This window comes from Collinsella sp. An7 (genome assembly GCF_002159335.1).
Taxonomy (GTDB): Bacteria; Actinomycetota; Coriobacteriia; order Coriobacteriales; family Coriobacteriaceae; genus Coprousia.
Genome location: NZ_NFHP01000001.1, coordinates 20,561 through 42,713, shown reverse-complemented (window position 1 = coordinate 42,713; position 22,153 = coordinate 20,561). Strand labels below are relative to the sequence as shown.

Annotated in this window: 24 protein-coding genes; 7 read left to right on the top strand and 17 right to left on the bottom strand. The window is 65.5% G+C overall.

What is annotated here, in order from left to right:
- Window positions 1-4: 4 nt before the first annotated feature.
- From B5G20_RS00190 to B5G20_RS00150, 9 genes are all read right to left on the bottom strand, one after another.
- The gene (locus B5G20_RS00190) at window positions 5-862 is read right to left on the bottom strand and encodes a transporter substrate-binding domain-containing protein (protein ID WP_087353672.1); all 858 of its coding nucleotides are present in this window, start codon (window positions 860-862) and stop codon (window positions 5-7) included.
- Window positions 863-1,002: 140 nt separating this feature from the next.
- Window positions 1,003-1,755, bottom strand: coding sequence for an amino acid ABC transporter ATP-binding protein (locus tag B5G20_RS00185; protein ID WP_275531856.1), 753 nt, complete (start codon window positions 1,753-1,755; stop codon window positions 1,003-1,005).
- Window positions 1,755-2,429 carry an amino acid ABC transporter permease gene (locus B5G20_RS00180; RefSeq protein WP_087353670.1) on the bottom strand — a complete coding sequence of 225 codons (675 nt, stop codon included), beginning with the start codon at window positions 2,427-2,429 and terminating at the stop codon, window positions 1,755-1,757. The genes B5G20_RS00185 and B5G20_RS00180 overlap by 1 nt, the downstream gene beginning before the upstream one ends.
- On the bottom strand, window positions 2,422-2,769 hold the full coding sequence (locus B5G20_RS10515; protein WP_239286801.1) for a hypothetical protein: 348 nt from the start codon (window positions 2,767-2,769) through the stop codon (window positions 2,422-2,424). The genes B5G20_RS00180 and B5G20_RS10515 overlap by 8 nt, the downstream gene beginning before the upstream one ends.
- A 351-nt stretch (window positions 2,770-3,120) precedes the next feature.
- A complete protein-coding gene (locus tag B5G20_RS00170; RefSeq protein ID WP_087353668.1) occupies window positions 3,121-3,567 on the bottom strand; it encodes a cysteine-rich small domain-containing protein in 447 nt (148 codons plus the stop codon).
- Between the two features lie 3 nt (window positions 3,568-3,570).
- Entirely contained in the window at window positions 3,571-4,233 is a 663-nt protein-coding gene (locus B5G20_RS00165; RefSeq protein ID WP_087353666.1) for a hypothetical protein, read from the bottom strand.
- Between the two features lie 857 nt (window positions 4,234-5,090).
- Window positions 5,091-5,843, bottom strand: a complete 753-nt coding sequence (locus B5G20_RS00160) for a carboxymuconolactone decarboxylase family protein (RefSeq protein ID WP_087353664.1) — start codon at window positions 5,841-5,843, stop codon at window positions 5,091-5,093.
- A gap of 161 nt (window positions 5,844-6,004) precedes the next feature.
- Window positions 6,005-7,006, bottom strand: a complete 1,002-nt coding sequence (locus B5G20_RS00155; RefSeq protein ID WP_087353660.1) for an AEC family transporter — start codon at window positions 7,004-7,006, stop codon at window positions 6,005-6,007.
- A gap of 48 nt (window positions 7,007-7,054) precedes the next feature.
- Window positions 7,055-7,546 carry a cyclophilin-like fold protein gene (locus B5G20_RS00150; RefSeq protein ID WP_087353658.1) on the bottom strand — a complete coding sequence of 164 codons (492 nt, stop codon included), beginning with the start codon at window positions 7,544-7,546 and terminating at the stop codon, window positions 7,055-7,057.
- 133 nt (window positions 7,547-7,679) lie between these two features.
- Here B5G20_RS00150 and B5G20_RS00145 point away from each other — a divergent pair, with 133 nt between their 5' ends.
- Window positions 7,680-8,597 carry a LysR family transcriptional regulator gene (locus B5G20_RS00145; protein WP_087353655.1) on the top strand — a complete coding sequence of 306 codons (918 nt, stop codon included), beginning with the start codon at window positions 7,680-7,682 and terminating at the stop codon, window positions 8,595-8,597.
- 83 nt (window positions 8,598-8,680) lie between these two features.
- On the opposite strand, the gene B5G20_RS00140 is transcribed toward B5G20_RS00145, so the two are convergent.
- The 4 genes from B5G20_RS00140 to B5G20_RS00125 form a co-directional block, all read right to left on the bottom strand.
- Window positions 8,681-9,217, bottom strand: a complete 537-nt coding sequence (locus B5G20_RS00140; RefSeq protein ID WP_087353653.1) for a flavodoxin family protein — start codon at window positions 9,215-9,217, stop codon at window positions 8,681-8,683.
- Window positions 9,218-9,277: 60 nt separating this feature from the next.
- A complete protein-coding gene (locus B5G20_RS00135; protein ID WP_087353651.1) occupies window positions 9,278-9,844 on the bottom strand; it encodes a flavin reductase family protein in 567 nt (188 codons plus the stop codon).
- Window positions 9,845-10,227: 383 nt separating this feature from the next.
- Window positions 10,228-10,827, bottom strand: a complete 600-nt coding sequence (locus B5G20_RS00130; protein WP_087353649.1) for a histidine phosphatase family protein — start codon at window positions 10,825-10,827, stop codon at window positions 10,228-10,230.
- An 82-nt stretch (window positions 10,828-10,909) separates the two neighbouring features.
- Window positions 10,910-11,938, bottom strand: a complete 1,029-nt coding sequence (locus tag B5G20_RS00125; protein ID WP_087353646.1) for an aldo/keto reductase — start codon at window positions 11,936-11,938, stop codon at window positions 10,910-10,912.
- A 157-nt stretch (window positions 11,939-12,095) separates the two neighbouring features.
- Here B5G20_RS00125 and B5G20_RS00120 point away from each other — a divergent pair, with 157 nt between their 5' ends.
- Window positions 12,096-12,740 (top strand): TetR family transcriptional regulator, encoded by a 645-nt coding sequence (locus tag B5G20_RS00120; RefSeq protein ID WP_087353644.1) that lies wholly within the window; start codon window positions 12,096-12,098, stop codon window positions 12,738-12,740.
- 411 nt (window positions 12,741-13,151) lie between these two features.
- Here the strand turns inward: B5G20_RS00120 and B5G20_RS00115 are convergent, their stop codons facing one another.
- Complete coding sequence (locus B5G20_RS00115) at window positions 13,152-13,484, bottom strand: putative quinol monooxygenase (RefSeq protein WP_087353641.1); 333 nt, start codon at window positions 13,482-13,484, stop codon at window positions 13,152-13,154.
- Window positions 13,485-13,628: 144 nt separating this feature from the next.
- The gene (locus B5G20_RS00110) at window positions 13,629-14,042 is read right to left on the bottom strand and encodes a DUF362 domain-containing protein (protein WP_204207601.1); all 414 of its coding nucleotides are present in this window, start codon (window positions 14,040-14,042) and stop codon (window positions 13,629-13,631) included.
- Window positions 14,043-14,241: 199 nt separating this feature from the next.
- On the opposite strand from B5G20_RS00110, the gene B5G20_RS00105 reads away from it, so the two are divergent.
- Window positions 14,242-15,111, top strand: a complete 870-nt coding sequence (locus tag B5G20_RS00105; protein WP_204207600.1) for an MBL fold metallo-hydrolase — start codon at window positions 14,242-14,244, stop codon at window positions 15,109-15,111.
- Window positions 15,112-15,192: 81 nt separating this feature from the next.
- Here the strand turns inward: B5G20_RS00105 and B5G20_RS00100 are convergent, their stop codons facing one another.
- Complete coding sequence (locus B5G20_RS00100; protein ID WP_143750179.1) at window positions 15,193-16,062, bottom strand: LysR family transcriptional regulator; 870 nt, start codon at window positions 16,060-16,062, stop codon at window positions 15,193-15,195.
- A gap of 31 nt (window positions 16,063-16,093) precedes the next feature.
- Between B5G20_RS00100 and B5G20_RS00095 the strand changes: the two genes are divergently transcribed.
- Window positions 16,094-16,777 (top strand): histidine phosphatase family protein, encoded by a 684-nt coding sequence (locus B5G20_RS00095; protein WP_087353632.1) that lies wholly within the window; start codon window positions 16,094-16,096, stop codon window positions 16,775-16,777.
- A 193-nt stretch (window positions 16,778-16,970) separates the two neighbouring features.
- Window positions 16,971-17,843, top strand: a complete 873-nt coding sequence (locus B5G20_RS00090) for a LysR family transcriptional regulator (RefSeq protein WP_087353629.1) — start codon at window positions 16,971-16,973, stop codon at window positions 17,841-17,843.
- A gap of 140 nt (window positions 17,844-17,983) precedes the next feature.
- Here B5G20_RS00090 and B5G20_RS00085 read toward each other — a convergent pair whose 3' ends face one another.
- Window positions 17,984-19,243, bottom strand: a complete 1,260-nt coding sequence (locus tag B5G20_RS00085; RefSeq protein ID WP_143750178.1) for an NlpC/P60 family protein — start codon at window positions 19,241-19,243, stop codon at window positions 17,984-17,986.
- Between the two features lie 273 nt (window positions 19,244-19,516).
- Here B5G20_RS00085 and galE point away from each other — a divergent pair, with 273 nt between their 5' ends.
- Both galE and B5G20_RS00075 read left to right on the top strand, forming a co-directional pair.
- Window positions 19,517-20,578, top strand: a complete 1,062-nt coding sequence (gene galE, locus B5G20_RS00080) for a UDP-glucose 4-epimerase GalE (protein WP_087353624.1) — start codon at window positions 19,517-19,519, stop codon at window positions 20,576-20,578.
- 336 nt (window positions 20,579-20,914) lie between these two features.
- Window positions 20,915-21,928 carry a polyprenyl synthetase family protein gene (locus B5G20_RS00075; RefSeq protein ID WP_087353622.1) on the top strand — a complete coding sequence of 338 codons (1,014 nt, stop codon included), beginning with the start codon at window positions 20,915-20,917 and terminating at the stop codon, window positions 21,926-21,928.
- The last annotated feature ends 225 nt before the right edge of the window (window positions 21,929-22,153 follow it).

Sequence of the window (22,153 nt, the reverse complement as noted above, 5' to 3'; positions counted from 1 at the left end):
CGGTCTACGCCTCGGAGATGTCGAGCCCAAAGAACTCGTTGGAGAGGCTCGAGAGCGTCCCATTCTCGCGGAGCGTTGTGATGGCCTCGTTCATGGCCTCGCGGAGCGTCTCGGTCTCGCCGCCCTTGCGCAGCGGGAACGCCACGTGCGTGGGCTCGTCGTTCTCGGCCGCGATCTTGAGCGGCGCGTCGGGGTGCGCGCGCAGGTAGTCGTAAAAGACGACCTCGTCGTTGAGGGTGGCGTCGATGCGGCCCTGCTGCAAAAGCTCGATCGTCTGGTTAAAGTCGTCCACGCCGGTGTTGGTGGCGCCGTAGCTCTCGGCGAGCGTGGCGTAGCTCGAGCCGAGGGTGTTGGCCGTGCGCTTGCCCTCGAGGTCGTCGAGCGAGGTGATGTCGGAATCGTTCAGGGTGATGACGACGATCCGGTTGTAGGCGTAGGGCTCGGTAAAGTCGTACTGCTCCTCGCGCTGCTCGGTCACCGAGACGCCGTTGGCCATGGTGTCGTAGCGGCCCGAGTCGAGGCCCGCGAGCAGGCCGTCCCACTCGCCCTCGGCAAAGCTCGCCTCAACACCCAGCTCGGCGGCGATGGCGCGGGCGACCTCGATGTCGTAGCCGGTGAGGTTGCCGTCGGCGTCGTGGAAGGTCCACGGGCTCCAGGTGCCCTCGGTGGCAAAGGTCATCTCACCGCGGTCCTGGATCTGGGTGAGCAGGTCCTCGCCCGACTCCGCCGCGCTACCCGCGCTGCCGGCCGTGCTGCCGCCCGTGGCGCCGCAGCCCGCGAGGCCGAGCACCGCCACGACCGCCGCGCTGCCCGCACCGGCGAGAAAGGTCCTACGAGATACGTTGGTCGTAATGTTCTGCATGGTTCTCTCCTATCGATTGTTTAGATGGGCCATTTGGGGACGTGTTCCATCTGACCCATTTGCCGCGCGGGGCGGGCCGGCGTCGCACGTGCTACACGGCGCCCGCACGGCCCCAGGCGCCCGCATCCGCGTCGCGCCGCCTACGCCGCGTCGGCTGTGCGTAAGAAGGCACGCACGCGCTCGTTGGCCGGGTGCTCAAAGAACTCCCTGGCCGGTGCGTCGGCCACCACCACGCCGCCGTCCATAAAGACCACGCGGTCGGCAACGTTTTTGGCAAACGACATCTCGTGCGTCACCACGAGCATCGTCATGCCGTCCTCGGCAAGGCTCCGCATGCTGGCGAGCACCTCGCCCGTGAGCTCGGGGTCGAGCGCCGAGGTGGGCTCGTCAAAATAGATGATCTCGGGCTCGGTTGCCATGGCGCGAGCGATGGCGACGCGCTGCTGCTGCCCGCCCGAAAGCGCCGCCGGATAGGCGTCACACCGATCGTCCATGCCGACGCGCATAAGGCAAGCGTGCGCCCGCTTTTCGGCCTCGGCACGCGGCATGTGGCGCGCCACGATCAGCCCCTCGGTTACGTTGCCGAGTGCGGTGCGGTTGCGAAAGAGGTTGTAGCCCTGGAAGACGAACCCTGTGCGCCGGCGCACCTCCGCGATCTGGGCGTGCGCGGCGCGCGCGAGGTCGAGCGTCACACCGTCGAGCTCAAGCTGCCCCGCATCGGCCCGCTCCAGAAAGTTCGCGCAGCGCAGAAGCGTCGTCTTGCCCGAACCAGAGGGACCGAGCACCGCCACGACCTCGCCCTTGCGCACGGTCAGGTCGATCCCGTGCAGCACCTCCGTGCCGCCAAACGCCTTGCGCACGCCGCTGAGCTTGAGCATGTCCGTCATCGTCATCAGCCCCTCTCCATGCCCTGCGCCGCGAGCTTGCGCTCGCCCAGGCGCTGGAGCCACGTGAGCACCGTCGAGAACAGGAGGTAGATCGCCGCGACCTCGAGGTACAGCGGCATGGTGACCCACTCGCGCGAGACGATCTCCTGCGTGGCGCGGAACATCTCGGCCACCATGATGTTGGCCGCGAGGGAGGTGTCCTTAACGAGCGCGATGAGCTCGTTGGAGAGCGGCGGGAAGGCCGTGCGGAGCGCCTGCGGCAGCACGATGCGCCGCATGACCTGCAGGTAGCTCATGCCCACGCAGTAGCCTGCCTCGAGCTGGCCCACCGGGACGCTCTCGAGCGCGGCGCGCATGGTCTCGGCCGAGTAGGCGCCCGTGTTGATGGAGAGCACGAGTACCGCCGTCGGGAGCGGGTCGAGCACGATGCCGAAGTCGGGCAGACCAAAGAACACCACGTAGAGCTGGACGAGCAGCGGCGTGCCGCGCACCACCCAGATGTAGAAGCGCGCGAGCTGGCGGAGCACCGGCACGCGGGCGTACTGGATGAGCGCGACCGCCGTGGCGATGACGAGTGCGATGGCAAACGAGACGAACGCGAGCGGCAGCGTGTAGACGAGGCCCGGGATGAGGATCTTAGGGAACGAGTCGATGAGAAGCTCGGCAAGGCTGCTATCCACGGTCGGTCACCTCGCTCTCGGCGGAGGCTGCCAGCGCGGGCTGCTCGGCCGCCGGCGCTGCGGGGTCGGAGGCGCCGTCCCCGCCTTGCGTGCCACAGCTGCCCGAAGCGGCAGGCGGCGTGCACTCGCAGCTCACCCGATACAGCATGTGGTCGATGGCGTCGATGCCCCGCTGCGAGGCGTGCATCTCGTCGAGCAGGCGCTGGCGCTCGCCCAGCAGCACGCGCTTGGCCTCGCGCGCCCGGCCCTCCTCGCAGGAGCACTTGGCCCGCTGCACGCGCTCGGCGTCACACGAGCAGTCGCAGAGGCACCGCTCGACGTCAGAACTCAAATCGCCCATATTTAGCTCCTTTCTGTCGCTATCATACGAGCGATTCTCTGGCATGTAAAAGACCTATAAGCTATGCGTTGCTATGCGGTTTGTGCATGGTTTGTCGTGTCTGGAACGCGCCACTGCACAGAAGCGGGACCCGCCGCTTTGCCTCGGAACTAGTCCGCCTCGAGCTTGGCGTCGTCTCCGGCACCGGCTCCATTTCCTATTCCGACACCGGTCCACCTCTGCCCTAGCTCCAGTCCCGGCCCGGCACCGACTTCAACCTCGGCCCTAGCACCGGCTTCAACCCCGGCACCAGCTCCAACCCCGGCACGGCACTGGTTCCACCCACCCCCGGCCCGACGCAACATGATCTCCCTAGGCGGAAGGATGCTGCCCGGAGCCGTCGCCCGGGGCGGCAAGCCGCTGAATCTCGGCATATCTGCCCATGAGGTAGTCGTAGTTCTCGCGCCGGTGCGGCAGGGTGCAGGCGGAGCAATCCTTGATGTCACCCCGCTCACCCACGTAGCGGTAGTTGCCGCCGCACGCCGGACCGAGCGCGTAGAGCGGGCAGAAGCAGAAGAGGCAGTTGAGCTCCTCGGCCGGCATGTCGTGGCAGGGGTAGAACTCGCAGGCCGCATGGTTGAAAAACTGGTAGCGCCTCGGCTCCTCGGCGGCACCGGTCGAAGTCGCCGCCGCCTCCGACGTGCACACCGGCTCACTCGCCTTCCGGGCATCCCGTACCGAGGCCTCAGCCTGCGCCGCACCGCCACCGCGCTGCGCATCGCGCCCGCCGGCAGGCGCCCCGCTCAACTCCTCCGCCATACGTTACGCCGCCAATCCACGAAGCGCCGACAGGTCGGCTTCCAACACCTCAAAATCGAGCTCGATCGCCGAGCCCGCGACCGCCAAGTGGATGATGTTTGAATCGCGATAGGTCGTAATGGCAACAACCTCTTGCTCCTGGAGCTCGTCCGCCGACTGACCGAGCTTCTGCGTCTCGGTCTGATAGCACCGGATTGTGTATTCCGCCGTTGCGTTATCGGGATGCGACGGCACAACCGACCACGCACCGTAGGCAAACTGGTCAAAGAGCGTTGCGAGTTCCGCCTTCTGCTCGGCATCATACGTGGCGAGTACCTCGCCCGTGCGGGCATCCGTGACCTCCACCCGCGTTGCCTTAGAGGCCAGACCGTCCGCGCCAAACGCCCCCTCAAGCAGAGCCGGCACGTCGGAGAGGTCGCCGAGAGTCGCCTGCAGGCCGTCGAGCGCATCGGAGACACCGTCAGCCGCCGAGCCAAGACCCTCGTCGAGGGCAGACGTGGCGTCGTCCAGCGCGGAGCTCGCCGAGTCGAGCGCATCCTGCACATCGGCGCTTGCCAGATCGTCCACCTTGGCGGTGTTCCCCCACGGGATGCAACCGCTCAGCGACAGCGCGCCCAACAGACCCGCCACGGCGAGCACCGCATAGCGCCTCTTTGCTCCACCCATCGCTACCTCCCCAACCCAACGCGGCACCGCCGCCTCGGACCGCCTTCCGTCGGCCCCATTGTACGGGCGATGCGCCGCGCACCCGGCCGCATCGGGCTTAAGAATGAGTGAACACCGGTAAAAGGTCACCCGGGGTTCGCCAGCGGGACGAGTGCGCAGCTGGGGAGGGCACCCGCGGGGTTGCATCCGGAAAACGCGCCCGACGCTTGGGTCCATCATCGGTAAAAGGCGGGTCCGCTGCTGCGGGACCCGACGTTGGGGACGCGCCCGGCAATGGATGCGGGCGCGGTTGGCGGAACGCGTGCGAGCCCCCGGCCTGCACCTCTCGCCGCCCGCGCCCGCTCCCCTTGGCAAGCCCGCCCCTCACGGAGAGCCCCGCTCTCCACGGCGAACCCCGCGACAAACGGAAACAGTTTTGCTGCAGTTTGTCGCGCAGGGCTTGGCTTTGACCCCTCTCTGCGTGACAACCTGCAGGAGAACTCGGGTCGGATAAGTATTCAGCTGCAGTTTGTCGCGCAGGAATCATGTCCCGGCCCTTTGTTTGACAATCTGCAACACAACTCGAGCTGCGAAAACAATACTGTTGCAGATCGTCAAACAAGACGGGTTATTCGGCCCCTAATTTGACAATATGCGGCATAACCCGAGACCTCCAATAATACCGCCGCAGTTTGTAACCTAAGGCCCAGCTTTCGGCCCCTTAGGTGACAATCTGTGGCAACCGCGATGCAGATGGGAGGGCGGCCGTCCTCCGAGCTCGGCCCGGCGGACGGCCCAGCCGCCGACCCGGTCACGCAGCCCGGCCGCTCGCGGCACAGCCGCTCTCGGCCCGGCCGCCCCGCGCCCCTCCGCAGCTGCTAGGCCTGCGGATACTGCGCGTCGTCCACCGGCTCGAGCCACTCGTTGGAGCAGTTCTCGCCGGGCACGCCGTAGGCCAGGTGACTCATCCAGCTGTCGGCGGCGGCGCCGTGCCAGTGCTTCACGCCCTCGGGAATAACCACCACGTCGCCGGGCACGAGCAGCTGCGGCTCCTTGCCCCACTCCTGGTACCAGCCGCGGCCGTCCGTTACGATCAGCACCTGGCCGCCGCCCTTGTCGGCGTGGTGGATGTGCCAGTTGTTGCGGCACCCCGGCTCAAAGGTCACGTTGGAGATGGCCACGCCCGCCTCGTCGGCAGAGATGAGCGGGTTCAGGTACGACTGCCCGGTAAAGTACGCCGCGTACGCGTCGTTGGTCTCGCCAAGGCCAAAGGTCGGCGCAAAGGTCGCACCCTCGCCGCTGTCCGCCTCCTCGCCGTACACCTTGAGGAGCACGCGGAACGCCGCCCACGCGTTGGGCCAACCGGCATAGAACGCCTCGTGCGTGAGGATCTCGGCCATCTCGTCGCGCGTAACGCCGTTGGTCTTGGCCGTTGCCATGTGAAACTCAAATGAGCTGTCCACCATGCCCTTGGCAACAAGCGTCACCACCGTGACGATGGAGCGCATCTTGAGCGAGAGCTTGTCCTCGCGCGCCCACACCTCGCCAAAGAGTACGTCGTCGTTGAGCTCGGCAAACTTGGGCGCTACAACACCCAGCTGGTTGCGTCCTGCGGTCTGCTTCACTGCCATGAGAAACTCCTTTCTATTGCGGCGGCACCGCCGCCCGCCGGCATCGAAGGCGCCGGCCGACCTTGTTACCTATCTGAACGCCGCATCTGCGCGTCGTCCACACCTATGGGCACGCCCGCTTGCCCTCGCCGCGGGCTCACCTCGCGCACCAAACCCCTCACCTACCCCAAGCTCATGATGGTCATGAGCACAGGCACAATGGCAAACGAAGCCACCGTGGAGACGATCGTCCCCTGTGCGGGCAGCTCGCCGTTCTGCCCGTAGGTCTCTGCGATGGGACCGGCCATAGACCCCGTGGGCATGGCGAGCATCACCACAAAGACGCCGAGGGCGAGCGCGCTCGGCACCAACGGCGCCAAGAGAACGTAGACCGCGAGCGGTACCAGTAAAAAGCGAATGACCGTAAAGCCCCAAAGGCGCGGCTGCTTGAGCACCGCCGCAAGATCTGCGTCGGCGATGGAAAGCCCCACGAGCATCATGGCCAGAGGCGAGGTGATGCCGCCCGCCATCTCGGCCGCCTGCATGATGGGCGCGGGGACCGAAACCTGCGCAAAGAAGATCACCATGGCAACAAGGCTCATCACCAGGGGCACGTTGACCATGTCTTTGAGCATGCCGCGCACATCGATGGTGCGGCGGCGCTTTCGTGCGGCCTCACCCGAGGCTCCGTCGCCACCAACACCCGCGGCACGCCCCGCCTGGCCCGCCGAGCGCAGCAGCGCCACGCCGATGCTGTAGATAAAGACGTTGGACAGCGCGATAAAGATGCTGCCCAAAAACACGCTCGCCCCGCCAAAGATCGAGTCGAGCACCGCGAAGCCGATAAAGCCCGTGTTGGTGAGCACGCCCATCCAGAGGTACAGGCCCCGCTCGCCGCGCGGCACGCGCAGTGCAAGACAGGCGAGCGCGCCGCCCGCGAGCATCACAAAAAAGAGGGCGATGCCAAACACCAGCGACCAGGTGATGGCCTCGGCACCGGTTGAGGCATCGATCTTGCCCACCGAGGCCAGAATGGTGCACGGCAGGGTGATGTTAAAGATGAGCCCCGAGAGCTTGGGGCGAATATCGGCCGAGATAAACCCGCACCGTGCCGCCACGTAGCCGAGGATGGTCACGATGATGAGCGAAAACATGCTCCCCAATGTGCCGGCGATGTCTGTCATACGACCCTCCTTCTACAACGTTCTCCCGCGCACGTCGCAGGACGTGTCTCATACCGGGCAGCGCTTTCCGCGCGGGGCCTTCTCGACCGGGTCCCCCTCGGCCGGAGCCTCTCTGACCGAGGCCTCAGCGGCCAGGTCACTCCCGGCCGGAGCGTCCCCCGCCTGGCAGCTCGCCGCCACGCGAACGGGCACCTCACCCACCAACCCCTCGAGCGCCGCCCAGCCTTCGGCAAGATGTCCGAGAGTCACTTGGCCGCCATAGCGGGCGGAATTCTCCTCGTCCCCCACCAGCACCGAGAGCCACCCGCCCTCCGTGCAGTAGTTGATGTCGCCGTTTTGCCAACCGCGATGAATCTGCTCGGGGTTCACCGGGAGGGGTTCCGGCAGGGCTCCGCACAATGCGATACCGGTTCCGCACAGGGTGGTCTCGAACGGCAGCAACCGGGCAAACGCGCAGGCGGTCCTTGAGCCGTTGAGCACGGCGGGCACAACGGTCGAGCCAAAGGAGAACTCGATGCCCCCGTCCTCTTGCCCCGTCATTGCGCACCTCCTGCCACCGCGGCGTCTCGGCTACCATCCCCAGTATCACGCGCCGACGTGCAGATTACTATTGCTTATACTTTATAGTGAGATATGAGTTGCGTGTATAGTATCTGATATCTCGGGAGGAGCCATGGAGCTGCGCACCTTGCGGTATTTCCTCACCGTCTGCCAAGAGGGAACCATGTCGAGGGCGGCGGAGGTTCTGCACGTTACGCAGCCGGCGCTCTCGCGCCAAATCGCCGCGCTCGAGCGCGAGCTGGGCACGCCGCTGCTCGAGCGCCACAGCAGAAGCGTCACCCCCACAGAACGCGGCCTCTACCTGCGACGGCGCGCAGAAGAGATTGTCGGGCTCGCCGACCAGACGACTGCCGACTTTGCCCAGCCCGACGGCATCGTTGCAGGCACCGTGCGCATCGGAGCGGGCGAGAGCCAGGGCATGCGCGTCATCGCGCGCGCGGCGCGCGCCTTTAGAGAGGCGTATCCCGGCGTGCGCTTTCAGCTGCACAGCGCAAACGCCATCGACCTGGTCGAACGCTTGGAACACGGCTTGGACGACCTTGCCGTGCTCATGAACTTTCCCGATGTCGACCGCTACGCGCACCTGCGTCTGCGCCCCACCGACGCCTGGGGCGTGTACATGCGCTCAGACGACCCGCTCGCCGAGCAGACCACCGTTAGCCCCACCGATTTGGGAGACGCGCCGCTTATCGTGCCCGAACGCCTCTGGCGCGACAACGAGCCGACGGGCGTCCTCACCACATGGCTCGGGGCCGAGGCGGCGAAAATCGAGGTCGCGGCAACGTATAACCTCAACTACAACGCCGCGGTGTTTGTGCGCGAGGGAGCGGGCCGCATGATTGGCTACGAGGGGCTCAACGATGTCGGGCCCGATACCGAGCTGGCGTTTCGCCTGCTCTTTCCACCCATCGTCGCCCCGATCCATCTTGCATGGAAGCGCAACGCGGCCCTCCCCCATGCCGCACGGCTCTTTTTGGATCACCTGCGGAAAGGATGGGGCGACAACGGGCAGCGCGACGAACGGGGATAGCGTCGTGCAAGGTGCCAAGGGAGACAAAGCCGCGCCGGGGCGGCACCGCGCCCATACCCAAAACGCCCCCCGCTCCGCCGACGCTACAGGGAACGCCCCAGCTCGTAGGCAGCATGCGGATGGTCCGACGCGCGCGTCATAGACGGCGTGCCGCAACCGCGACCGATCACGCGACCGCAATCGCGCAGATCGAGGTAGCGGCAGATGGCGTCGTAGTGCACCTCGAGCGGGGCGAAGGTCTCCGCGTCGCCGTTCCACGCCACCGCAAGGAGCGCCGCCTTGAGGCGCTTGGCGGTGATGCGCACATTCTCCGAGCAAAAGCGGTCGACCACCGCCTTGAGCTGCGCCGTCATGCCAAAGTAGTAGACCGGCGTGGCAAAGACCACCATGTCGGCCGCGAGCAGCTTCTCGAGCACCGAGGCCATGCCGTCGCGCTGCGCGCACGGGCGCGCGCCGTAGCCGCAGGCGACGCAGCCCGTGCAAGGCCGCACGTCAGAGCGAGCAACGTCGATGCGCTCGACCTCGTGGCCCGCCTCGCGCGCACCGCGGGCGAACTCCTCGACCAGTATCGCCGTCGAGCTCCTGAGGTTGGGGCTCCCCTGCAAGATAACGATCTTCATTGCGGCTCCTTTCTGTCCGCCCCACCGCGCAGGCGCCCCCGCGCCGTGTCGGTAGTGCCGCTACTCCGCCTGCTCGGCCTTTTGCGCTCGAGCAAAACTCAGGCAGTCGGCGATCTTCTCGCCGGTGGAGAGGTAGGTGTAGCTGGGCATCTCAAAGAGCACCGGGGCGATCTTGCAGAAGTCCGGCTTGCCCTTCTCGTTGAGCACCGACTCGTCGGCATAGGTGTTGACCACCGAGCAGATGAAGTTCTCAAAGTTGCCGCACGCGTAGATGTCCTCCACGCGGCACTCCATGGTGAGCTTGGCGCAGTCGACGATGGGCGCGCCCGCCTCGCCCGGCGTCCACGAGAAGACCTCGGCCTTGCTCTGGCGGGCACCGCTCACGCTGCCGCAGTAATCGGCCTGGGCGAGCCAGCTCTCGTCCACCACGTTGATCGAGAGCACCCCGGCTTCCTTGATCTTGCCGTTGATAAAATGCGGCGCGGCGAGGCTCACCATCAGCCGATCGTGGCTGGGGATTCCCGTGTGCGCCACGAGCGTCCAGGTGGGCTCGTTGCCGTTCATGGCACCCACGACTACCACGGGCACGGGATACAGCGCGCTTACCTGACCGATGTTCTTCTTCATAGTAGCTGGCCCTCCTTTGATTTCCTCAGCTAAGAGCCTATGGACGATGCCCAGCAGCCTTGCTGAGCGCCAACTTGGGGCGGAACGCGAGGATGGTAGGTGCAAGCGGGATGGATCTACCATGGTGATGGGAGTGAGCATCCCCGCGTTCCTTGTCATGTAATTTACGTTACGTTACGTAACTTATAAAGATGGTTTTCTACTTTACTTTTTTTACAGGTTTATTAATGGTTTGCTCTATAAGAATAGAGAGCAGGCAAGCTGCTGGGAAAGCGCAATATGCAGCCATCCCGCCTGCGCCAAGACGGCAGACGGGATGGCCGATACTTCAAATTGCCCGATGGGCCTATACGGTTGTGTCGCTTGCGCGCTAGCTCGGTGCGCTACGCGTTGGGGTTGATGAGCTCGAGCGCCTCAAAGTGCGCCGTGGCCGGGTCAAACTCATAGACCGTGATCGCGCAGTTGCCGATGCGCCGCCCGTCGCCGCGCAGGCGGTGCTCCGCTTCCGGACCCTGAGCGCGCAAAAACTGCGCGACTGCCGCCCCGTGCGAGGCCATGAGCACACACTCGTGGCCGGAGCGCTGCATGAGCTCGGTTACGGTCGCAACTATCCGCTCCCGAAACGCCAGCTCGCCCTCGCCGCCAAACGGTACGTAGAAGTCGCCGTACGGCAGCGGCGGATTGGTGTCCTCGCTTAGCCCCTCAAACGCGCCGAAGTTCCACTCCTTGAGGCCCTTGATGCGCTCGTAGGGCATGTCGGGACAGCCGAGCTCGCCCAGCACAACCTCGAGCGTGTCCACCGCCCGCTCCGAGGTGGAGCTGTAGGCGTGATCGAACGTAACACCCCGCTCGGCCAGACAGGCGCCGGCACGGTGCGCCTGCTCGACGCCAAGCTCGGTGAGCGGCGAGTCGCACCAGCCCTGCTTGCGCTTGAGCACGTTAAAGAGGGTTTGGCCGTGTCGCATGAGGTAAAGCGTTGTCATAGCTAGTCCTTTCGCGCTGCAATGACTCATTTTGGGACGGGGTCAAAATGAGTCATCCCGATGTGGCGGGCAAATCGCCGCATTACTTCTTGTTGAGGTCCGTCGTCCCCGCCAGCTCCTTCTCGCCCGGGCGAGCCAGCGGCCCCACGAGCTCGTGCGCCACGTACGGATCCTCGAGGTAGGCGATCTCATCGGGAGTGAGCACCACATCGAGCGCAGCCACCGCGTCGTCCACGCGCTCCGGCTTGGAGCAGCCCACGATGGGCGCCACCACGCCGCGCGCCCAGTGCCAGGCAAGCGCCACCTGCGCCATGGGCACCCCGTGGCGCTCGGCAACCTCGGCCACGCGCTTTACGATGGGCATATCGCGCTCGCGGTCGGCGTCGTACTTGTTGCGCATCACTGTGTCGGTCTCGGAGCGCTTGGAGGCCGCGTCCCACGTGGGGCGCGTCAGATGCCCCGAGGCGAGCGGGCTGTAGGGCGTGAGCGCCACGTCAAACTGGCGGCACACGGGGATCATCTCGCGCTCGTCCTCGCGATAGAGCAGGTTGTAGTGGCACTGCATGCTCGTAAAGGTGGTCCAGCCGTTTTGCTCGGCCACGACCTGCATGTTGTGGAACTGGTAGGCGTACATGGCGCTCGCCCCCAGCGCGCGCACCTTGCCCGCGCGCACCAGGCCATCGAGGGCCTCCATGGTCTCCTCGATGGGCGTGTCGTAGTCAAAGCGGTGGATGATGTAGAGGTCGAGGTGATCGGTGCCAAGGCGCTTCAAGGTGCCGTCGATCTCGCGGTTGATGGCCTCGCGCGAGAGGCGCCCCTCGTTAAAGTAGACCTTGCTGGCAAGCACCATCTGCTCGCGCGGAACGCCGAGCTCGCGCAGAGCGTGCCCGATGTACTCCTCGCTCGTGCCTCCGGCGTAGGTGTTGGCAGTGTCGATAAAGGTAACCCCCTGCTCGACCGCGCGCTTGATAACGGCCGTGGTACCCGCCTGGTCGATGAGCCACTGATGGCCCACGCCCTCGGTAACCCTACCAAAGCTCATGCCACCGAGGCAGATCTTAGAAACCTCGATGCCCGAGTGCCCAAGCTTTGCGTACTGCATGGTCGCCATGGTCTTCCTTTCAACGTAGTCGTTTCTTGTCATCTATCTTAGCTACACTTTGTAACTTGTAAAGCCGTTATTCAAAATATCTTTGCTGATTTTGCTTTTTAGCAGAATGGTTGTTAGTATTAGTTCCACCCAACAACGTAAGAAAGAGATGCAACTCATGGCAGATTTTGTGAGAGCGCGCAGCGAGGAGCAGAAGGAGCAGCGCATGACCGCCATCAAGGAGGTCACCGCGGCGCTGTTTGCAGAGCGCCCCTACCACGAGATCACGCTCGCCACCATCGCCGAGCGCCTGGGCTGGTCGCGCGCCGCGCTCTATAAGTACGTCTCCACCAAGGAGGAGATCTTTCTCGAGCTCTGCGCCGACGGCAACACCGCCTACGCAAACGGTCTACTCACGGCCTACCCCGCCGGCAGCACGTATGGACTCGAGGTGCTCGCCGAGGTCTGGCTCGAGCAGATCTGCTCCAACCGGAGCTACTTTACCTACGGCAACATGCTCGCGAGCATTATCGAGACCAACGTGACGGTGGAGCGGCTCGCATCGTTCAAGGCGCGCTACTACGCCAACCAGGACCGGCTTATCGAGCGCTTTTCTGAGAACCTCGGCATGGGTGCCGACCGCGCGAACCAGCTGCTCACGGCCGTGTACTACCACACCGTCGGCATCGACGGGTGGTGCCAGCACAACCCGCTCGTGGTCGAGGCGGTCGAGCTTGCCGGCATCCAGCGCCGCGTTCCCGACTTCCGCACCGAGATGCGCGACTTCATTCGGATGTGCCTGGGGTACTACACCGCAGCGTGACGCCCGCCGCGCGATATCTGAGATGGCGCTCATCCCCCTGTTTCAAGCTTTCACTTCTTTAGCAAGTTTTCCCTTCTTTTCCCTCGTTTTACTTTCTTTTACCATCTAGCGTTTCGCTCGGCTGCAATACGCTTCGCAAACATGCAGTCTCTCTTTATGCGCAGGTAAAGCCACATAAGGCCTCTCCTCCCCGGGCTTCGGCCTTCTTGCCCGGAGAGGAGAGACTGTTCAGAGAGAAGGAGGGCACCAAGCTTGACGCCCTGCCACATGTTGAGTCCCAGTTGCCGCGTGCTCGGAAAACGTTGATGCACGCTGGCCCACGATGGGACAAAAAACGGCTCATCAAGGACCTGCGTGCACCAAACATAGATGGGGCCGACGCATTGCCGCGCAAGCGCGACTGCGCGGCATTTACGAGCGGATAAATGACTGGTCGTGGGCCGAGAATCCGTCCTCATCGGCCACGTAGCGCTCGGCCGTCATGTGGAGATCGTAATTGTCGCGAAGCTCCGCCACCTTGGCCATCATGGGCGAAGCATGATGCGCATCGATAGCAGCTTGGTCTTCCCACGCGTCGATAAGGAGCACCGTCTCGGGGTCGTCCAGCGGCTGAAAATAACGGTAGCGGACGTTGCCCGCCTCCGCGCGGATAGCCGCCGCCGTACCCGAAGCCTCCATCTCCTCGGCAAACGCGCGCGCCGCACCGTTCTCGCCCGTATAGTAGAGATTCACCGTGATTGCCATGAGCAGCCTCCTTTGTTGCGGAACACCCTCGTTATACCCGCCGCGCCGCGACCGAGGCCGCAAGGACGTGTCAACGTGGGCGCGGCGGGAGCGCGGCACAGGCCCGGTGCAGTGAGCGCCTGCTAGCACTCCACGAGCTCGTACTCACGCGAGCACGAGCATCGAATCGTAATCCTCGATGTGCTTGCCCAGGTGGTTCTCGGTGAGCTGCTTGCCGCCACGCACGGGCCACACCACGTCCGGGCCTTCAGCGTCCATGATGTCCACGTCAAAGTACGTGGTCCACCCGTGCTCCTCCATGAGCTTCCAGTGGGTCTCGGTGTGGTCGCGCACGCCGCCCGACGCGTCGCCGTAGGCGGTGTTGCACTCAACGATGGTGCCGCCGACCTCGTCGACCATGGGCTTCCAGAACTCGGGCGTGAGGTAGTTTTGGTTGCCCTGCTCGCCGGAATGGACCTTTACGGCCACCTTGCCGGGCAGCTCCACGTCGAGCAGATGGTAGAGCCGTACGACGTTCTCGGGCGCGATGTCGCGGGTGAAGTAGACCTTGGGTTTCATGGCGATCTCCTTCGACTGCGCGGGTCAAAGCCACCGTAACACCTAGAGAACACTCCAAGACAAGCCTCTTGCAGCAAGAAAACTCGGACAGCCCAGTACATGCTTATTAGGCATGACAACATGCTCATATTAGGTATTAGACATGTCATGCCACGCGCCCTAGGATGAAGTCAACATCCACTCCAGCGAAAGGAATCCCATGGCAAACCTCACGCCCCAGACCGCCGACGAGGCCGTTGCACGCCTCGACGCCACCGTCGTCACCAACTCCCGCGGTCAGGCCGCACCGCGGCACACTCTGCCCATGGGCGCCGACGCGCTCGACCCGCGATCAGACACCGCCATCTGGTGGCTCGGCGGGGCGGGCATCCTCGTCAACGCGCACGGCACCACGCTGATGATCGACCCGGTGCTCGGCGGCTTTGACATGCCCGTGCTCTTTGAGGCGCCAATCACCCCCGAGGACGTGCCCGAGCTCGATGCACTGCTCATTACGCACATCGACAACGACCACTTCAGCCGCCTTACGACCAAGGCGCTGCTGGGTTCGTGCCGTAGCTACCACGCGCCCGCCTATGTGGCCGAGGTTATGCGCGGCGAGGGAATCGACGGCACCGGCCATGCCATCGACGAGACGTTTACCATCGAGGGCGCGGGCGGCACCGTGTCCGCGCGGCTCACGCCGGTGTGGCACAACTGGCAAAACGGCTCCAAAAAGTGGGCCTACCGCGAGTGGAAGCGCGAGGACTACTGCGGTTTTTGGCTCGACACGCCCGACGGCACCATCTGGCTCCCCGGCGACTCCAAGCTCCTGCCCGAGCATCTGGAGATGCCCCAGCCCGACCTCATTCTGCTCGACTTCTCGGACAACGAGTGGCACATCACCTTTGAGGGGGCCGTGCGCCTGGCAAACGCCTACCCCGAGGCGCGACTACTCTGCATCCATTGGGGCACCGTGGACGCGCCCGATTGGACGACCTTTAACGGAGACCCGCGCGAGCTCGCTCGCCACGTGGTGAACCCCGAGCGCGTGCTCGCCCCGCTCCCCGGTGAGCCGGTAGTGCTGTAGGGGGTGAGGCGGCAGGCGCAAAACAGCGCCGCCCGGTGCCTCGTCGACCCTGGACCCGCCTAACCCTGCGGGCCAACCGCCCTACGAGCTCACGAGTGCCCGAAACGCCTCCGCCGCCGGCCCGAGCACGCGGCCGCGCCGCCACGCGAGGATGCTCTGCTGCGTGCGCGCCGGCGCGAGCGGCACAAAGACGCACTGCTCGCTCCCCCGCACGCCGATGGCGCCGTCCATGCACACGGCCACCCCGAGCCCGTGCTCCACGAGGAGTACCGCGTTTGAGAGCAGACTGTAAGTGGCAACAACGCGCAGCTCGGGCGCGGCGTCACCAAACCAGGCGGTGATGTTGTTCATCGCCTGCGCGCGACGCGGCAAGATCAGGGGCTCCCCCGCGACCTCGGCCGCGCGCACGCTCGTCCGCCCGGCATAGGGAGAGTCGCGCCGCACAAGCACGCCCCAGCGGTCGGCCTGCGGCAGCGTCACGTATCCCAGAGAAGCGGTACTCACATTGGAGATGAGCAGGGCAAAGTCGATGACCCCGCTCGCAAGCTCGGCCTCCATGGTATCGGTGTAGCCCGTGTGCAGGTCAAAGCGCACCTGCGGGTGCTCAACCAAAAAGGCGCGCATGAGGTCGGCGAGCGCGTGGAAGCCCTGGCACTCGGTGCAGCCGAGCGAAACCGTTCCCGTAAGTTCGGCGCGTCCGTGCGTGAGCTCGTGCTCGGTGCGGTCGGCAAGGTCGACAATCTCTTGCGCGCGGTGGAAGAGAAACCACCCGTCGTCGGTGAGCTCGACGCCATGGCCGTCGCGCCTAAAGAGCGCACAGCCCACCTCGCGCTCGAGGTCGCGCAGCTGCCGGCTGAGCGTGGGCTGCGTGACGTGCAGCACCTCCGCGGCGCGCGTGATGGAGCGCTCGCGGGCGACGGCAATGAAGTAGCGGAGCACGTGGAGCTTCACGGGGACCTCCCCGAACGAGAAAGGATGCACGATGAAGACACTCTACCTCACCCGCCACGGTGAGACGATGTTCAACGCCCAGCACCGCATCCAGGGCTGGTGCGACTCGCCGCTCACTGCGCACGGGCGTGAGCAAGCGCGCGCCATGGGGGCGATTCTGCGCGAGCGCGGCGTGCAGCTGAGCGGCGCCGTTTGCTCAACCGCCGAGCGCGCCTCGGACACGCTCGAGCTCATGCTGGATGAACTTGGCCAGGCGGGCCTGCCCTACCAGCGCTGCAAGGACCTCTGCGAGATGTTCTATGGAGACCTCGAGGCGCTGCAGGACTTTTTAGCCGAAAACGACCCCGAGGCCTGCCGAACCTACTACCTGCAGTTTGGCGGCGAGTCGTCCGACACGGTGCGCGACCGTATGCTCGGCGCGCTCACGCGCATCATGCTCAGCGAGCCCGGCGACACGGTGCTCGCCGTGGGGCACGGCGGGGCAAACTTTAACTTTCTGCGCGCCATCCAGGACCCCATGCCCGTGCTCAAGGCCGGTTGGGGCAACTGCACGACCTGCGTCTATGCGTTTGACGAGCACAAGGTTGAGGGGCTGGACGCGGAAGTCGAGCTGGGAAAGCAGCCGAACGCGGCAACGTCCGCTGGCGATCCGGCCGCAACAGCACGGTTGGCAGAGGCGTGGCAGCTCGTGGACGTGCTGCGGCTGCAGCTGTGACCCGGGCCGCCTCTCTGAGCCAGCTCCTGCACCCTGCGCCATCCCTCGACCACCTTTGCTGCACAGGGTCCACGATGGACTGACGCCACCGCGCCCATCGTGAGCCGCCGTGCGCCAATCACCATCCATAGCCACGGCGCATACAACGCGGGTGTATATTCAACTCAGAACACCAACCAATCGAAAGGCCCGCATGGAGCTTCGCCATCTGCAGTACTTTCTTATGGTCGCGCGCGAGGGCACCATCTCGGGCGCCGCGCATGCGCTCCATCTCTCGCAGCCCTCGCTCTCGCGCCAGATGCAGGACCTCGAGCACGAGCTCGGCGTGCGGCTCTTCGACCGTGGCAGCCGCCACATCGAGCTCACCGCCGCCGGCATGCGCCTGCGCCGCCGCGCGGAGGAGATCGTCGACCTCGTGGGCCGCACCGAGACCGAGATCCGCGTCTCCAACGAGACGCTCGCCGGCGAGGTGCGCATCGGCAGCGGCGAGACCCCCGCGATGGAACTCGTCTCCGGCGTCATCGCCGAGCTGCAGCGCACCTACCCTCTGCTGCGATTTGCCCTGCACAGCGGCAACGCCCAAGACGTGCGCGAACGCCTGGACAACGGGCTCATCGACTTTGGCGTCTTCATCGGCAACGTCGACCTCTCCCGTTACGAGAGCCTCGTGCTGCCGGCACGCGACCGCTGGGGCGTCTTTATGCGGCGCGACGACCCGCTCGCCGCGCGCAGCGTCCTCACCCCCAACGACCTTGCCGAGCTGCCGCTCATCCTCTCGGCCCAGGCCGACCGCGAGCTCGCCTCCTGGCTCCACCGCGACCTCGCCGACCTCGACGTCGTGGCCACCTACAACCTGCTCTACAACGCCGCGGCGCTCGCGCGCGCCGGGGTGGGCTACGTGGTGAGCCTCGAGGGCATTGTGGAGACGTCGCTCGCCACGGGGCTCGTCTTCCGACCGCTCGAGCCTGCCATCACGGCACAGGTTGCCATTGCCTGGAAGCGCTACCAGGCCTTTTCGCCGGCAGCAGAGGCGTTTCAGCAGAAGATTCTCGAGCTCTGGGGATAGCCGGGCAACTCACGACCAAGGGCGTCAGGCGCAAGTCAATGGACGCCCACAGCCCCGGGCGCTGCCCAAAACGCAAAAAAGCGAGCCGCCCCGCGCTCTGCGCAAGACGGCCCGCTCCCTGGCCCGATGCTGCCCCGCCGTTACTGCGCGGCGAGGTTGACGCCCCGTGCCCAGCCCCAGCGCGGGGTCACGGTGTCGCCGTAGTAGCTGCACCAACTGTCGAGGTTGTTGGTGTTGATGTAGCCGATGTTCTCCATGATGCGGTTGTCGCCGATGTAGATGCCCACGTGGCCCCAAATGCGGCCAGCGTAGTTCTTGCTATAGGTCGAGACCGCCACGATCATGCCCACCTGCAGCTGCGACTTGCTGGAATACGTGCAGTACCGCGCGTACATGTCGTTGGCGTTGCCGCCGATGTAGCCAATGCCCGCGCGCTGGAACACCCGCGAGACCCACGCCGCGCAGTAGTTGGCGCCGGGTGAAGGCGTTGCATAGCAGGCGTTTACCACGCGCTTCTGCGCCGCGGTCGCCGCGTTGTAGTCCTGGCCGCTGCCAACCTCGGGGATGTACCCGCCACCGCCGCCACCGCTGTTCTGCGCGGCCTGGCGCCGGGCTTCCTCCTCCGCGGCGGCCTCGGCCTGCGCGGCAGCCAAAATCTCGGCGTCGCGCTGGGCCATGAGCTGCTGCACCTCGCCGGAGAGGCCGTTCAGGGTCTCCTGGACCTCGTTCTGCTTAGCCTGCATGCTCTGGAGCTGCTGCGACTGCTGCTCGCGCAGGGTCTCGAGCTCTGACTTCTGCTGCTCGAGGTCGGACTTCTGTCGCTCAAGCTCCGCCTGAATCTGGTTGATGTCGTCGATGGTGGCGCGGTCTGCCGCGTTGACCTTGTCCACGTAGTAGATGCCCGAGAGCAGCTCGTCAAACGACTCGGACGAAAGCAAGAGCGACAGTGCGTCGTTGCCGCCCTTCTTGTAGCTCTCGGTCACGCGCTCGGCCAGCTGGGACTGCTTCTCCTCGAGCTCTTTCTGCTTGGTGTCGATCTGCGACTGCGTGTCGTCGATCTGGAGCTGCACGTCCTCGATCTGCGAGAGCGTCTGCTCCTGCTGCACCGAAAGTGCCTGGAACTGCGAGGCGATCTCGTTGAGCTGGGCCTGGACCGCGTCGTACTCGGCTTGCGCGTTGGCGAGCGCGTCGAGCGTCTCTTGGGTGGCCTCGGCGGCACCCGCGGCACGCGGCAGCCCAAAGAGCACAGCCGCGCCCGCAAGGCCGAGGAGCCCCTTGAGGGCGGCCCGGCGCGTAAGGTTGTCTTGGTATGCGATGCTCAAAAAAGCGTTGGTGAGCTCGCGGTTCTCCCCCGTCTGCTCGCTCTCGGCACCGCTCGTGTTGTTACTGCGCTGTGACATACCTGCTCCGATGATGATGTGTGTATATGTCGCCGAACGTGGCATCTAGGATAACGCACTTTGGCGCCCGCCCGGCACAGTCCGTCCGATTTCCATACACCCCGGGGCGCGGCGGGCAGTGGCGGTCGATCGCAGGCTGGCAAACTTCGCAACAACCCAAAATGACCCCCATATATGCATGCGCGCCGCCACCCTCCCCCTGCCGCCGTCCGCCCCTCTACCCTGCGCTATACTCAGGGGCGACGCAGCGGAACCTCCATCGAAGGGAGACCCATGTCCACCACTCTTGCTCCACAAGATACCTGCGTGCTCGTAACCGGCGGCGCCGGCTTTATCGGCTCGCACACCACCGTCGAGCTACTCCAGCGCGGCTACCAGGTGGTTATCATCGACGACCTGTCCAACTCCAGCCCCGTCGCCATCGACCGCATCAAAGAGATCGTCAGGCCCGAGGCGGCGGCCAACCTCACGTTCTACCAGGCCAACGTCCTCGACCGCGACGCGCTCGAGCGTATCTTCCAGGCGCACCATATCGACCGTGTGATCCACTTTGCCGGGTTCAAGGCGGTGGGCGAGTCGGTCTCCAAGCCGCTTGAGTACTACCACAACAACATCGGCAGCACGCTCACGCTGTGCGACGTCATGCGCGAGCACGACTGCAAGGACATCATCTTCTCGAGCTCTTCGACGGTTTACGGCGACCCGGACAACCCGCCCGTTACCGAGGAGGACCCCAAGAAGCCGGCAACCAACCCCTACGGCTGGACCAAGTGGATGATCGAGCAGATTCTCATGGACCTGCACACCGCCGATCCGGAGTGGAACGTCGTGCTGCTTCGGTACTTCAACCCCATCGGCGCGCACCCCTCAGGGCTCATCGGCGAGGACCCCAAGGGCATCCCCAACAACCTCGTGCCCTACGTGGCGCAGGTGGCCGTGGGCAAGCGCGAGGCAGTGCAGGTATTTGGCGACGACTACCCCACCCCCGACGGCACCGGCGTGCGCGACTACATCCACGTGGTCGACCTCGCAACGGGCCACGTGGCGGCGCTCGAGTGGATGAACGGCCGCTCCGAGGTGGGCATCTTCAACCTCGGCACGGGCACGGGCTCCTCGGTGCTCGACGTGATCCACGCCTTTGAGCAGGCCTGCGGCAAGAAGCTGCCGTATAAGATCTGCCCGCGCCGCGCCGGCGACATCGCTGCCAACTGGTGCGACGCCTCCAAGGCCGAGCGCGAACTGGGCTGGAAGGCGCAATATAACCTGGACGACATGTGCCGCGATTCGTGGCGCTGGCAGAGCAATAACCCCGACGGCTTTGCCACCGCAAAGTAGCCGCAGCCAGCAAAAGGGCGGAGCGCGGCAGCTGGGGCCGGAGGCAGACCGTTTTACCTGGGCTCGCAGCGCGGCCCGGTAAGACCGGCTGCCTTCGGCCCCGGTTTTGTCAGCTGCGGCTTTGATTCCCTGGGCCTGCGTACCTCGCTCTTGCGCCGCTTGTGCCAGCTTGGCCCTGCCTGTTGCCGGTGCGGTGCGGCCCGCGCACCTCGACCCCGCTCCGCTTGCTCAAGCCTGACCCGACCGCTCGCCCTCCGTTCCCGCTTAGGGCATCCCGACTCGGCGTCGCCCTCCGCCGGACTGCCCCGCCCCCGCTCGACCCCGAAAGGACACCCCATGCCCAACGCCTTTGCCGCCTATCTCGCCGAGCACCACGCCGACCTCGACGCGTACCTGCTCTCGTTCTTTGAGGGCAAGACCTCCCGCGCCGACCTCGACGCCTACCTCTACGGACCGCTCCGCGCCTTTACGGCCAACGGCGGCAAGCGGCACCGCCCGCTCATCTGCCTTGCGGCCTGCCGCGCGGTGGGCGGCGACCCGGCGCGCGCCCGGAGCGCGGCGGCGGCGATCGAGCACTTCCAGAGCGCGGCGCTCATCCACGATGACATCGCCGACCACGGTGAGCTCCGTCGCGGCGAGCCGTGCCTCTACCGCACGATAGGCACGGGACTCGCCATCAACGCGGGCGACTACGGACTCATGCTCGTCACCGACGCGGTGCTCGGCGACGCGTCGCTCCCCGCCGACGTTAAGCTCCGCGTGCTCCGCGAGCTCACCGACATGACGCAGCGCACCATCGAGGGTCAGGCACTCGACCTTGGCTGGGTGCGCGACGGCCGCTTTGACCTCACCGTAGACGACTACCTCACCATGGCCACCCTCAAGACCGCCCACTACTCGGGCGCCGTGCCGCTTGCCGTGGGCGCCATCATCGGCGGTGCGAGCGAGGCGCAGATAGAGGCCCTGCGCTCGTTTGGCCTGGATACGGGCCTTGCGTTTCAGATTCAGGATGACCTGCTCAATCTCGTGGGCAACGCGGGCGACAAGGACTTCCGCACCGACATCACCGAGGGCAAGCGCACGCTCGTGGCCGTGTACGCCCTGAGCCACGCCGAGCCCGCGGTGCGCGACGAGCTTGAGGCGATCCTGCGTTCCGGCACGAGCGACCCCGCGGAGCTCGACCGGGCGGTGGTGATCTTTGGCGAGACGGGCGCGCTCGAGGCTGCTCACGAGCGGGCGCTTTCGCTGGTGGCGCGCGCCAAGGAGACGCTCGCGGGCGCCGAGCTCGACGCCGAGGGTCGCAGGCTCTTTGACGATATGGCCGATTTCTTTGTCGAGCGGCTGAAGTAGGCAGCACCTGGCACTGGTCTCGTGCCCGGGGGTTGCCGGCCACGTCATGGGCGGCGAGCCCGATGGACAGGCCGGTTGTCCTTGCTGGTTGTCCTTGCTGGTTGTCCTTGCTGGTTGTCCTTGCCGGTTGCCGCCCGCGCCCGCATCTGCCCCCGCGTGCCTCAACTCACCCGGCTACATTTGATGCACGCCGGTCCAGTATGAAGCTGAAAACTCGACCCCAAA